Consider the following 13,843-nt stretch of genomic DNA (forward strand, 5'->3'; position numbering starts at 1 on the left):
TTCAAACCATTACTGACTCAATAATAGACGACACGAACTCAGCCCGTTTTTTATATTCATTCGTAAACGAATGCTTCTGACCAAACAGATATGCAAGACGTGCTTTTTCAACAATTTCTTCAGGATTAGAAGCGAGTCTTAGTAGCAACGAGACGATATCACCTAAATTACCCATCGAAATCACCCACCCCCCGCCACTTGCCTTAATTATATTACGCGCCGAGTCATTATCGAATGAAATAATCGGCACACCGCAAATAAAAGACTCCATATAAGTTCCCGAGGGGTCACCTTGCGTATGGGGAATCAACATCACATCAATACGTGAAGAAACAGCATCTATCCAATCAGGATTAAAGGGAATTTCTCGATGCCAAATGATATTGGGATCATCTTTCGGGATAAGTTCCCTTAACTCGCCATCACCAAATATTTCAAATATGCCATTGAATCCGAGATTTCTTGCGTCAATGAAAGCCTGCAAAGCAACATCGAACCCTTTCTGGGCGATCAAACGACCAGAAAAAGCAACACGGATGGCAGAACTCTCGCGTTCTCGAAAGGATGGGCCTCCACAAGTTTGAGATGGATCAACCCTTGAATCAAGATACATTATATTTTTCTTCGCTATCGAAGAATAACTGTTTGCTGCAGGAAAACCATTACACTCAATCCCAGCGGATCTTCGAACGATCTTCCTGATAAACAACTCTTCACGAACCGCACCCACAAGGATACGAATTCTAGTGACAAAATCGACGTTCATAAGCCCCGAGAAAAGCATTCTATTACGCATATTGTTTTCTAGAAGGGGAATCGAGCGAGAATAATCGACCGCATCCCAAATAAAACGCACAGTCGGAGACAAAAGCCCTGAAAAAACTTTATATTTTATAGACTGAATTGCAGTTGGAATATCATCGACGACAATAATCCCAAAAGGAGCCTCGCCAGGAGAAAATTTTACAAGTCCGGGGCCGACAGAAAAAGAACAATCCTTAAAAATGACACAGACCTTGTAATTAACTTCAGAAAAAAGTTTCAACAACCCCGCCGCAGATTTCTTGGGGATAAAATATGATTCCCCATCAAATCCTGCACCAGCAAGATCGACTACCAATAAATCGCATTCAACTTCTTCATTAGCCATACAAGCGCCCAACTTCATTCCATTACGGCACGTACGAACCACTAACTTGAGAAGAATCACGCTTTTCAGAAACGACATCCACCCAAAATAGTAGTCCAGATATATATTATACTACAGATTCAATGAGTCTTTCGACGCCGCCTTACCAGCACAAGAACTCTACTTTTCGACTAGAAACAGAAATATTTTGCGTATGAAAAAATTGCTGATTCTCTCCCCAGGTTTTCACGGTTATTGGAAAGCCTACGAATCAGCGTTCACACGTCGTGGCTATAACGCTCGAACGGTCTGCTACGACACTCTTGCGACTCTTAGCGACAAGTTCCACCACAAACTGACGATTGAGCTTCCCCAAAAGTTCGGCCAGGACACCCGTGAAAAACAAGCACGTGAAGTCTCAGCAAAGGTCGCCCAACACGTCCGTGATGTGAAACCCGAATTAGTACTTGTCATTCGCGGCGATCTCCTTCGTGATTCGTTCTGGGAGGCCGTCAACGACGTGGGCGCTCGCCCGATTACCCTGGTGTATGACGAGGTTGCCCGAATGACGATGAGTTATGAAGAACTCATGTCTCATGGCCCTGTTGCCTCGTACTCGCAACATGACACTGCAGAGTTCACAAAACGCGGGGCTCGAACTGTCCATGTCTTAGACGCTTACGATGCAACTCTTCCTTTCACCTCCACCCCCTCACAAAATGTCGTTTTCATTGGTGCTCGCTATGGCCAACGCGCACCACTCCTGGAAACTTTACATCGTTCAGGTGTCAACGTAGCAGCTTACGGTCGAGAGTGGTCTCACCATCCCTTTGACCTCGCACGAACATGGTTCTCCCCTCGCCCCTCAATTCCAGCATTCCGTGACATTCCTCGAGATCGTGCTTATGGGATCCAGGCCGGTGCTCTGGCGAGCCTCAACGTCCATGAGAACCAAGATGGTTTCACGATGCGTACTTACGAGATTCCCGGTGTTGGTGGAGTGCAGTTGATCGACCGTGACGATGTCTCCGATCTGTACGATCCCGGTACTGAAGTACTCGTGTTCCATAGCCCGGAAGAACTAGTGGAATTAGCGCAGCGCTTGAAAAAAGAACCCGCCTGGGCGAATTCAATTCGAGAAGCTGGGCAAAAACGTACCCTGGCTGAACATACCTTTGACCATCGCATTCCCGTTTTGGAGTCATTGTGGGATTAACACCTCAATACGCCCCAGACCACGGCCTCCTATTTCCCAGGGACATTCAGGCGTGGAAAAAGTGGGAGCACGATCAACACCGTGTGCGAAATCTCAAGCACGCTGTAACCGGCTCCCTGCGTCCTCGTTCCCCTCAGATAGACGACAACGTTCTTCTTACTAAGGGAAATGCCCCAAAGACTTTAGTTGTCATTGATGCTCCCACTTCGTCACAACAAGCAGCCCTCATTGCTCCCGCCAATCATATGGACTCATGTGTAGTGATGTGCCCGCGTAGCGTTACCCCCTTCCTGTCAGGTCAATGGGAAGAGGAAACACTCACTCCTGCTCATCTGTCTGCGCTCCCCCAAAGCATCTCCACCATTCTCGCTTCGGGTCATTACCTCCCCCTGGGAACACTCGCCTACCGATTCGCCATTCACCGAGACCTCCGTTTCTGCGTAGTTCAACACGGCCTTCTCACCCCTTTTATGGCTCCCCTCCCCCGCGGTGCACATGCATTTGTTTTTTCTGATAACGACGCCGAATTCTGGCTCTCAGGACGAACAGATGTCACCACGCAAACAGTCAGTAGTGAATTACTCTGGCAAGCCGCACAAACACCGGTAGTCACCATCGATGAATCAGTTCAACCGATGTTTCTTGGACAGTTACACGGCACTGAACTTGGCCGTTATTACATGACACGAACAAGTTATTCATTCTGCTCAATGAATCAGGCTATATACCGCCCACACCCCTCTGAAAAAGACAAGGTGTCACGAGCCATTCACGCAGTATGGCAACGTCAGGGAATCAGTATCGATTATTCCAGTAGGCCGCTTACTGAATCTGGCCACCCGGTGGTGTCAGTCTTTTCAACTGGTGTTGTAGAAATGGCATGCCGAGGGATTCCTTCGTGGGTCTACGCCCCAGGGGCACCTTCGTGGGTCCACTCGTTCCATTCGCGGTATAACATGGCTCAGTGGGGCGAGTCCCCTACTGCTCCCCCATCATTACCGACCCAGTCCCCAGCTGCCCGTATCGCATTCTTGTGCAATTCTTTAAATTAAACATTGCCTAGCGCTTGACCGAAAGAAAGATCCCTTCATGAAAACCTTATGTGTTATCCCTGTTCGTGGAGGATCCAAAGGTATCCCTAGGAAAAACCTCAGAGATGTTGGTGGCAAGCCTCTCGTTGTGTGGACGATTGAACAGGCTTTAGCAGCAACTCACGATATTCGCGTCGTGGTATCAACCGAAGACGCTGAAATCGCTGGGGTGGCCCGTCACGCAGGCGCTGAAGTCCTTATCCGCCCCGACGAACTAGCTCAGGACACCACCGCGACTGAACCGGTGATTGAGCACGTCATCGACACCCTCGCTGCAGATGGCTACCATCCCGACGCCGTTATGCTTCTTCAAGCAACGTCTCCAGTGCGTCGTCCCGGAACAGTAGACCGAGCGATCACACAAATAGAAGAGACCGGGATGGACTGTCTTGTCGGCGTCGTCCCCCAGACACCATTCTTATGGTGGACAGCACGTGACGGCCACGGCCCCACAGCAGATTTCGATGTTAACAATCGACCGCGTCGTCAAGAACTGACTCCTGACCAATTCCGCTACCGAGAAACTGGCTCGCTGTATATCACTCGGCCATGGGTTTACATTGAGAACCATAACCGTATCGGCGGAAAAATTGGCTTATTCATCATGGATGAGGTCGAGGGCGTTGATATTGATAGTCCACTCGATCTCCAACTCGCTGGTAAAACACTTCAAGAAATGACAATGCAGGAAGGGCTCTCATGAGCATCGAGCGCTCCATCACCCCCTATATCGCTTTTTCTGAGGATCCCCTCCTCACTGCATTAGCAAAAATCAATGCCAATAAATCACGCACAATCTTCCTTGTTGATGAACACGGTACTCTTACCGGCTCATTAACTGACGGCGACGTACGCCGTTGGCTCACCGCAGGCAATTCTGATCTCTCCGTCCAAGCACAAACCGTTGCTAATCCTTCTCCCAAGTCCGTCTCTGAAGGCACCATGGTTGACGAACTGGATTGGAAATTCCGCGATGGTGTGACTCTCGTCCCAGTTCTCGACGAACGTGGACGCGTCGTTGCTATTGCGTCCCCAGGAAATGATTCCTTTACCATCGGTCAACACCGCGTGGGCAAAGAGCAGCCCGTTTTCACCATCGCTGAAATCGGCAACAACCATCAGGGCGATATCGATCTTGCCCTCCAACTCGTTGATCTTGCTGTTGACGCGGGTGCTGACTGTGTAAAGTTCCAGCTCCGTGACATGGATGCTCTCTACCGTGGAGCATCAGGCAAACTCACTTCTGGTGAAGACTTAGGTGCTCAGTACACCCTCGACCTACTGACCCGGTTCTCTCTGCCCGCTGAGAAAATGATTCAAGTCTTCGATCACTGCCGTAATCGCGGAATCGATGTCATGTGTACTCCGTGGGATATTCCGAGCCTCAATGTCCTCCTTGAATACGGCATTGATGGTCTCAAGATTGCTTCGGCAGACCTTACCAACCATGGTCTCCTTCGGGCAGCAGCAAAAGAAGGCCTACCGATGGTTGTGTCCACCGGTATGAGCACCGAAGAAGAAATCAACGAATCTGTAGCACTCATCCGCAAGTTTGGTGCTCCCTACGCGCTTCTCCAGGTTCAGTCCACCTATCCCGCACCGTTTAAGGATTTGAACCTGCGGTACATGAAGCGCCTGGCTGAACTTGGAGATTGCCCCGTAGGATACTCCGGCCATGAGCGCGGCTACCACGTGCCGCTCGCAGCTGTAGCACTTGGTGCATCCATTGTTGAAAAGCACTTCACCATCGACCGCAACCTCGAAGGTAACGACCACAAGGTCTCTCTTCTCCCCGATGAGTTCGCCACCATGGTCCGCCAAATTCGTGAAGTCGAAGCGTCCCTGGGCACCGCAGAGCCTCGCATTGTTCACCCCGGTGAATTTATGAACCGCGCCAATCTTGCCAAGAGCCTCGTGGCTACAAAAGATATAACTGCCGGCCAACGCATTTGTGAAGATGACGTAACCGTCAAAAGCCCCGGACGTGGCCTCCAGCCTAACCTCCTCCCCCAACTTATTGGGCGCATATCAAGCCGCAATATTGCCGCAGGAGACTTCTTCTATGACGGCGATATTAGCGACAACCCTGCACTCCCCCGTAACTACTCTTTCCGCCGCCCCTGGGGTGTGCCCGTTCGCTACCACGACTTCCAGGGCATCTTAGATATTGGTGCTCACCCAGACTTCCTAGAGTTCCATTACTCCTACAAGGACCTAGACATGGACGTGGACGAAGTCTTTGCTCGTTACACAGATTCCCCTCTGCCCATGGGCTACACCTGTCACCTTCCCGATCTCTTCAGCGGTGACTTTATCCTCGACATGGCTTCTCAGAACGATGAAATCTGGGAACGCTCAATCAAGGAACTCCAGCGCACTATCGATATCACCAAGTCACTGCGCCCGTACTTCACTCAAGAAGAAGATCCTGTCTTCATTGCAACTCTTGGTGGCTTCACAAAGAATGGTCCAGTAAGCAAGGATGAAATCCCAGGCATGTACGACCGGATTATCGAGGGCTTGAAGCACATCGATCATTCGGGTGTTCGCCTCGCGCCGCAGACGCTTCCTCCTTACCCGTGGTTGCTCGGCGGCCAGCAGTACCACAACCTCTTTATGAGCCCTGAAGCACTGGCTGATTTCGCAGAGCGTTCTGGACTTCAGATTACCTACGACATCTCCCACTCAATGCTCTCTGCGAATCACGAGCATCGCCCACTATGTGAATACACAGAGATTCTGGCACCCTTGTCCGCTCACCTCCACGTGGTAGATGGTAAGGGCGTTGACGGTGAAGGGGTCCAGATCGGTGAAGGCGATGTGGACTTCGCTGAGCTTGCCGAGCAGTTGGATCGCCTTGCACCTGGAGTTTCATTCATTCCCGAAATTTGGATGGGTCACACCAACAATGGTGAAGGGTTCTGGCTGGCTCTCGATCGCCTCGAGGAATACCTGTGAGTAGTTTTCACGGTATTTCTGGCCACGCACCGATCGCATTATGGTGCGTGCCCGTAGGTGAATTAGCTGGGGTGGGGCGTCATGTTCTCGACGTCGCACGCCAGGGAATTCCACGTACTCGTCTCATGGTGCTATGCCCGGATGGGCCACTTTCTCGAGCCCTTTCGGATGAGGGTATTCCTGTTATTGTGGATGAATTCGGTCCCGACGCTGGTCTTCTTTCGTCTATCCAAGCTCTCCGTCATGCGGTGACTACTCTCCGTCCCGCTATTATTCATACCCATCTGGCATACGCAGATATTGTTGCAGCGCTGGCATTAGTTACACGTTGGGATACCAAACTTGTCAGTACTGAACACGGAATTGCTGGAACCGCTGCGGTGTATCACTCTTCAGGCATGTCTGCTCAAGTAATGGAAACCGCTCACCATTTTCGCTCACGTGTTTTCGATGCTTTGATTGCTGTCTCCGATGCCACCGCTCAAGCGATGCGAGCTCGATGGAACGTCACGAAGCCCATTACGGTGATTCGCAATGGTGTTGATTCCTCTGACAATGGTGAAAGTTTCTCAGCGTTCTCTACAGACTCTCGAGACGGGTGGAAAATCCTCTCTCTTTCACGTCTGTCCCACGAAAAAGGCCTCGAAGATGTCCTCAAGGCTTTCAGTGTTGTCCATCGAGACTATCCTGAAGCAACTCTCACGATGGCCGGAGAAGGTCCACTTCGCGGAGATCTCGAACGCATGTGTAAGGTTCTTGGGATTTCGGAGTCTGTAACTTTCCCTGGTTTCATCGATGCTCATGACGCATTGTACTCTCACGATGTTCTTGTCCAATTATCCCAGTGGGAAAACTGCTCATACAGTTTGCTCGATGCTATGAATTCTCCCTGTGGCGTCGTAGCAACTCCCGTGGGAGGAAATTCCGAGATGCTTCCCTCACATTGCCTTGTTGAAGGAAGCAATGTTCTTGCTGTGTCTGCAGCAATAGTCAACCAGTGCGAAAATCCGCAATCACGCCCTTCTCTGCCCACTCAATGGCCAAGTGTGAGCATGATGTGCACTGAGATTGCTGCTGTTTATCGGGAGTGTTACCAATGACCCATCTCTACTTCGCAGCAAATAATGCTGAAATTGGTGGCGGTGAAGTCATGCTTCTCCAATACGCCAAGATTTGTCGAGAACTTGGGCATGATGTCACGGTCGTCGCTCCACAAAGTAACGATGGTGTGGGGCGCGAAGCCTCAGATCTTGGTTTTTCAACCGTAGGAATTCGCGCACATTCCAAAATGGAGTACATGCGCAATCTTCGTGAATGGGATAAAAAACATCGTGACGGCGTGCTGTGGTGTCATGGGCATACTCCTGGATTAGCCACTATTGGACATCCAAAGAGGATCGTTCATCTTCATCAAGCACCTTCGAAAAAGCACATCATGGCCGGACGATTAGCGGGTGCCGGCTCCTTAGCTCTCGTCGTGCCATCAATTTTCATGAAAAATCAATTTCCATTCGCTCAACTGCTATGGAACTGGTGCGATCCAATCAATGTTTCTCACCGAAAAAAATCCGAAAATGTTATTCGAGTTGGTTTTATTGGTCGTTTATCTCCCCTCAAAGGAATCATCGACCTCGCTAATGCTTTAGTTATTCTCAATGAAACTCGTTCTTTTAACATAGAGTTTGTCATCGCAGGTGAGCCACGCTTCTCTAGCGAATCCGAAACTGCAGAGGTTGAAAAAGCTCTCTCTCATATTTCATCTTTCACCACCCGTCTAGGCTGGGTAAATCAGGAAAAATTCTATTCTCAGATAGACCTTCTGGTTGTTCCTTCCTCATGGGACGAGCCGTTTGGCCTTACCTTGATTGAGGGGATGTCTGCCTGTATTCCACTAGTAGTGACAGACTCTGGCGCATTTCCAGAGATTCTTCCACCAGACTATCCCTTCATCGCAAGGAAAAATGATCCAAAAGACTTGGCCCGAACAATCGCAGCATTATCCACTCTCAACCCTATAGATCAGCAAACACTTGTTGATGCGAGCCACGAACGCTGGCGCACATGCTTCTCCACAGAGGCAGCAAGCCAACGTATCCACTGTTTTCTCACAGACACCATCCCTCCGGAGAATAACTGATGAGTACACCAACAGCATCAATAATTGTTCCCTCATATAAAGGGGAATTAAAATTACAGACCCTCTTACCGGCTTTACTGTCTCAAACAACTGATAATTTTGAAGTCATTGTCGTTCTCGATGGCATTTTTGATAAATCTGAAAAGTTAATCGAAACCCATAAATCTTTGGGTTTAAACATTCGAGCCGTAATATTTCCCGATAATCGCGGGCGGGTATCGGCACTCAATGCAGGATTCAATGCTGCACGGGGAGACGTTCTCATCCGCTGTGATGACGACCTGGAGCCCTGTTCAAACTACGTTAGTGCCCACATCGCGCGCCATCAATTTGAAACAGTCGGCGTCATTGGCCTATATGATGACATCCTCCCTCAGAACCGCTATGCGCAAGTCTATGGATATCCTCGCAACAAAGACTTTCGACGTCAGGCATATCTCATGGGAGAACAGACTTGGCACCTATGGGCTGGAAACTGCTCAATACGTCGAGAGACATGGGAACGTGTAGGGGAATATTCTCCTGCATATACTCATTATGGCTGGGAAGACGTTGATTACGGATATCGCCTTTACAAACATAATATTCCCGTAATCCTTGCACCTGAGTTGGAAACAATACACCATGGAGCGGCAATATCGGTTTCATCACGTACGATCCGTGCGTTTCACTCCGCCGCCGCTAAAAACACCTTTGCCTCAGAACATCCCAGCGTTCTCGATCCTCCTGAGTTTCCACATGATACTTGGGGAAAAATCTTACGCGTAGTAGGCAGTCTCGAAACGGAGGAAAACTACCTCAAAGCATCAGAGTACGTCGATAAAATATTGCCTTTCCTGCATCCCGCGATCGGAAAAAAACTGGTCGCTTCTCTGATTGAAAGCGCCGCGGTCAAAGGATATTATTCTTCTTCCCCATTAAAATCCCGTTTCTAAGATGTCTATACGATGACTTTGCGCACTACCCCACATATTGCCCTCGCACACGATTACCTCACCCAACGTGGTGGGGCTGAACGTGTTGTGCTTTCGATGCACAAGGCGTTCCCTGATGCGCCTATCTACACAACGCTTTATAACCCAGAGACAACATTTCCTGAATTTCAAGACGCAAACATTATTACGAGTCCACTTAACCACATCTCACTGTTTCGCCAAGATCACCGACTAGCTCTACCATTCTTAGCCCCCGCATCATCAATGATGTCTATCGATGCTGATCTCGTACTGACGTCTTCAACCGGTTGGGCGCATGGTTTCCGAACATCTGGTGCAAATATCGTTTACTGCCACTCCCCTGCGCGTTTCCTCTATTTAGAGGACCAGTATCTTCGATCATCAAGCAAGTTTTCCCCCAAGAAACTAGCGCTTCGTTTTTTAAAAAAACCTCTAACATTATGGGATCAGTCTGCTGCTAGCATCCCGACCACATACATTGCTAATTCAACAATTGTGGCTGAACGAATTTCCCGTATATACGGCAGAAAAGCTCCTATCATTTTTCCCCCAGCCGGTATCAGACGATCTGAGGCGCAAATTCCGATCGATGCCCTTAAAAATATCGATAATTTCTATCTAGTTGTCAGTCGTTTGATGCCTTACAAAAATGTCGACAAGGTTATCAAAGCCTTTCAAGACTTGCCCTCAAAGAATCTTGTCATTATTGGATCAGGTCCAGAAAAAGAGTATTTACATTCCATCGCTCCACAGAATATTCATTTGCTATCTGGTTTAGAAGACAGCGAAATGGCCTGGGCGTACACACACTGCACAGCTCTTATCGCACCATCGTTCGAAGACTTCGGTCTTAGCCCCATTGGAAGCATTCTCCTTCGGAAAACCAGTCATCGCATTGCGAGGAGGAGGCTATCTCGATACTGTTCGAGAAAATATCACAGGACTATTCTTCGAGTCCCCAACACCCGACAAGATCCGCGACGCTGTCCTACATTCTGAAGAGTTTTCATGGAACATAGACAGCATTGTCAACCACGCAAAGACTTTCGATGAAAAAAATTTTCATCATGCGCTGAATTTAATAGTTAATGAGCATCTAGGACAATCGAAGGAATTGAAGTGATTCCGCAAGACAAGGTCCGCCATTTGGTTCGTCTGGGCGTTTTAGTTCTCGACTTTTTCGCAATCATTATCGCCTTTACGCTAGCTACACACCTTCGCGGTGATATCGGATTCCTCAATGATGACGCAACGCTCAATAATGCACTAACCCGCGTACGCCCCGTTGGAGTAATTGTCTGGATGCTCATGATCGCAGCATTCGGGGGATACGCCACACGCGAGTACGGTGCCGGTGTCGAGGCCTACCGTCGTGTTTTCAACGCCTCTCTCGCTACAGTCTCTGTTTTTGCGCTCGGCCTATTTCTTACACAGACATCCCTGTCTCGTTCATTCTTCCTCTTGCTCTTCACCATTGGCATTCCTTTAGTTCTTCTTTTCCGAATGACCGGACGCCGTATCCTCCACTTCCTCTACCAACGAGGTTTTGGAATGAAACGTGTGCTAATCGTAGGAACAGATCTTCAGGCTGCAGAATTATCTCGAATGCTTAATAGGGCCCCTTGGCTGGGGATGAAGCCCATCGGTGTTGTTGACAGCAAGGTCTCCTTCCCTCAACCTACCCAACACCATCAATTACCAGTCTTCAACCCCTCAGATGGACTACTTCCGTTAGCCGACAATAATGACGTCGACCTTATTCTCTTCGCTTCTGGATCAGTACCCGAATCCACCGATTTCCGCCGATTTGTTTGGCAATTCGAAGGACACCACACTCAGTTGGCAGTGATGCCCTCACTAGTTGATGTTGCTGCTGATCGTATCCGCACTCGTCCTATCGCCGGACTCCCGATCGTCTACGTTGAAGATCCGCGCTCCCAAGGAGCACTTTCCCGAGGTAAACGGCTTTTTGATTTCGTTCTCGCCTCCCTCATCCTAATTATCATTAGTCCACTCATGATCGGAACAGCCTTCGGAGTAAAACTCACCGATGGTGGCCCTGTTCTGTTCAAACAGACCCGTGTAGGGCGCGACGGACGAATGTTTACGATGTTAAAGTTCCGCTCAATGGTCGTTGATGCTGAAACAAAACTAGCCGAACTCCGAGGTGGAAACAGCACTAATACAGTGATGTTCAAACTTGAACATGACCCTCGCGTTACTCCGATTGGTCGTATTATCCGCAGACTTTCTATTGATGAACTACCTCAGTTAATCAACGTTCTTCGTGGGGATATGAGTCTTATCGGCCCTCGGCCACCGTTACCACGGGAAGTAGTCCAGTACAGTGATGACGAATGGCGCCGCCTCCGTGTACGTCCTGGGCTTACTGGTCTTTGGCAGGTTTCTGGACGTTCAGATCTCTCGTGGGATGAAACCATTCGTCTCGATCTGTACTACATCGATAACTGGTCACTTCTCCAAGACCTCTCTATCCTCATGAAAACCCTCCGAGCAGTTCTGTCCTCTCGTGGTGCGTATTAAACAGTTTTCAACGATCACGCTTGTGACAACATTCCTTTTTATTATTCTTTTTGGAATGACAAAGCCTGGGCAACTACTTGGCTATCAATCACTCCTCGGACGTGATTCCTTTTTAGCAATAGGCGTACCCCGTCTGAGTTTTTTACTAATAGCATTCTCCCCACTACACCTAGTTCTTATTAGTGTCATTCTTACCCTTCTTCTAGGTGCACGGAACAAAGAACCATTTCTGTCTTTTCGAATACTTATCCTGCTTTTTGCTTTTCTTATGGTTTGCTTTGTGCTGAAAAGCACTCTACCCCATCCAGATTATGGTTATTTCCCCCATTGGAATACTCTTCCATCGGGACATTTCAGTGCCCTGTTATCCATCTGGATCCCTTGCCTTGTATTTATTCGACAGACACAAGCCCTCAAAGTCACTTTAGGCGTTTTATTTTCTTTTGGTCTTGTCTACTCATGGGCCATTCTTGCTTCAACGGCGCATGTCCCAGCAGATATTCTGATCCCAATCTTTCTCTTACACATTACAATCAGGTTCCCTCAAATCCGTAACACTAGACATGCATTCAACTCAAGCAAGAAATTCAACGTTCTCTCTTTCGGCACAGCACTGATCTATTGGACACTCGGTTTTTTCCCGATTCTCTCAGCAGAGTTCATTTTTTTGTTCGCCATGATCACAGTTGTTCTTTCACAATGGACCCTATTGTTATCAATCGATACGAAAAGTGCCGCAACCTCAAAATGAGGCTGCGGCACCAATAGCCAACAAACAGATGATTAAAGAGCGTTGTCGTCGAAAATCTCAGTCACTGAACCGTCATCAAAAACTGCCTTGATCGTACGCGCAAGCAAAGGCGCAATTGACAAGACTGTTAATTGATCGAATTGCTTCTCTTCGGAAATTGGAAGGGTGTCAGTAACGATCACTTCACGAGCACCACAAGTGCTCAGACGTTCGACAGCAGGACCAGAAAGAACACCGTGAGTAGCAGCGACAACAACGTCTTTCGCGCCAGACTCAAGGAGAACCTGAACCGCCTTCGCAATGGTGCCCCCAGTGTCAATCATGTCATCGACAAGAACACATGAACGACCTGACACATCGCCAACGACACGGTTAGCTACCGACTCATTAGGACGAGTGACATCTCGAGTCTTGTGAACAAAGGCAAGGGGTGTTCCACCAAGTTGATTGGCCCAACGCTCAGCAACACGAATACGGCCAGCATCAGGAGAGACAACGCAAGCATTCTCAACATCAATGTTTTTACGAACATATTCAACAAGAACAGGTTGCGCCCAGAGATGATCCCATGGCCCGTCGAAGAATCCCTGTTCCTGAGCCGTATGAAGATCGACGCTCATCAAACGATCCGCACCAGCGGTCTTATACATATCTGCAACAAGTCGTGCAGAAATCGGTTCACGACCAAGATGCTTCTTATCCTGCCGGGCGTATGGAAAGAATGGAGCAACAACACTAATTCGTTTAGCCGATGCTCTTTTAAGAGCATCGACCATAATCAACTGCTCCATCAGCCAGTCATTAACCCGATCACCATGAGACTGGATAACAAAAACATCACAGCCTCGAACAGATTCGTTAAAACGAACGTAAGTCTCGCCGTTCGAAAAGTCGTAGGCAGTAGAGGAAAGCACTTCAGTGCCGAGTTCATGAGCGACGTCTTCGGCAAGTTGCGGGTGCGAACGCCCTGATACGATGACGAGTCGCTTCTCGCCGGTAGTAATGATGCCTGTCATAAGGCTGTGCCCTCCGTGAGACCTGTAGAGAATGAACTACGCAGC

General features: G+C 48.8%; 13 protein-coding genes. 11 read left to right on the forward strand and 2 right to left on the reverse strand.

What is annotated here, in order from left to right; all coding sequences use genetic code 11:
- Position 1: 1 nt before the first annotated feature.
- Complete coding sequence (locus tag A9753_RS06315) at positions 2-1,150, reverse strand: glycosyltransferase (protein WP_067781960.1); 1,149 nt, start codon at positions 1,148-1,150, stop codon at positions 2-4.
- Positions 1,151-1,343: 193 nt separating this feature from the next.
- Here A9753_RS06315 and A9753_RS06320 point away from each other — a divergent pair, with 193 nt between their 5' ends.
- Genes A9753_RS06320 through A9753_RS06360 form a run of 11 tightly spaced genes read left to right on the forward strand, consistent with a single transcriptional unit; the run spans position 1,344 to position 12,782 of the window.
- Positions 1,344-2,345, forward strand: a complete 1,002-nt coding sequence (locus tag A9753_RS06320) for a CgeB family protein (RefSeq protein ID WP_067781965.1) — start codon at positions 1,344-1,346, stop codon at positions 2,343-2,345.
- The gene (locus A9753_RS06325; protein ID WP_067781968.1) at positions 2,336-3,397 is read left to right on the forward strand and encodes a hypothetical protein; all 1,062 of its coding nucleotides are present in this window, start codon (positions 2,336-2,338) and stop codon (positions 3,395-3,397) included. Before A9753_RS06320 ends, A9753_RS06325 begins: the two co-directional genes overlap by 10 nt.
- 37 nt (positions 3,398-3,434) lie before the next feature.
- A complete protein-coding gene (locus A9753_RS06330; protein WP_067781971.1) occupies positions 3,435-4,139 on the forward strand; it encodes an acylneuraminate cytidylyltransferase family protein in 705 nt (234 codons plus the stop codon).
- Positions 4,136-6,394 carry an N-acetylneuraminate synthase family protein gene (locus A9753_RS06335; protein WP_067781976.1) on the forward strand — a complete coding sequence of 753 codons (2,259 nt, stop codon included), beginning with the start codon at positions 4,136-4,138 and terminating at the stop codon, positions 6,392-6,394. The genes A9753_RS06330 and A9753_RS06335 overlap by 4 nt, the downstream gene beginning before the upstream one ends.
- Entirely contained in the window at positions 6,391-7,494 is a 1,104-nt protein-coding gene (locus A9753_RS06340) for a glycosyltransferase family 4 protein (protein ID WP_083090367.1), read from the forward strand. The genes A9753_RS06335 and A9753_RS06340 overlap by 4 nt, the downstream gene beginning before the upstream one ends.
- Complete coding sequence (locus A9753_RS06345) at positions 7,491-8,531, forward strand: glycosyltransferase family 4 protein (protein ID WP_067781982.1); 1,041 nt, start codon at positions 7,491-7,493, stop codon at positions 8,529-8,531. The genes A9753_RS06340 and A9753_RS06345 overlap by 4 nt, the downstream gene beginning before the upstream one ends.
- On the forward strand, positions 8,531-9,466 hold the full coding sequence (locus A9753_RS06350) for a glycosyltransferase family 2 protein (RefSeq protein WP_067781984.1): 936 nt from the start codon (positions 8,531-8,533) through the stop codon (positions 9,464-9,466). Before A9753_RS06345 ends, A9753_RS06350 begins: the two co-directional genes overlap by 1 nt.
- A gap of 12 nt (positions 9,467-9,478) precedes the next feature.
- Entirely contained in the window at positions 9,479-10,486 is a 1,008-nt protein-coding gene (locus A9753_RS10115; RefSeq protein WP_281180963.1) for a glycosyltransferase, read from the forward strand.
- Positions 10,383-10,610, forward strand: coding sequence for a hypothetical protein (locus tag A9753_RS10185; protein ID WP_425394246.1), 228 nt, complete (start codon positions 10,383-10,385; stop codon positions 10,608-10,610). The genes A9753_RS10115 and A9753_RS10185 overlap by 104 nt, the downstream gene beginning before the upstream one ends.
- A complete protein-coding gene (locus A9753_RS06355; protein ID WP_176702753.1) occupies positions 10,607-12,031 on the forward strand; it encodes a sugar transferase in 1,425 nt (474 codons plus the stop codon). The genes A9753_RS10185 and A9753_RS06355 overlap by 4 nt, the downstream gene beginning before the upstream one ends.
- Complete coding sequence (locus A9753_RS06360) at positions 12,018-12,782, forward strand: hypothetical protein (protein ID WP_176702754.1); 765 nt, start codon at positions 12,018-12,020, stop codon at positions 12,780-12,782. The genes A9753_RS06355 and A9753_RS06360 overlap by 14 nt, the downstream gene beginning before the upstream one ends.
- Before the next feature lie 32 nt (positions 12,783-12,814).
- Here A9753_RS06360 and A9753_RS06365 read toward each other — a convergent pair whose 3' ends face one another.
- Positions 12,815-13,798, reverse strand: a complete 984-nt coding sequence (locus A9753_RS06365) for a ribose-phosphate diphosphokinase (RefSeq protein WP_067781991.1) — start codon at positions 13,796-13,798, stop codon at positions 12,815-12,817.
- Positions 13,799-13,843 lie beyond the last annotated feature (45 nt).

Source organism: Actinomyces vulturis, assembly GCF_001687305.1.
Lineage (GTDB): Bacteria > Actinomycetota > Actinomycetes > Actinomycetales > Actinomycetaceae > Actinomyces > Actinomyces vulturis.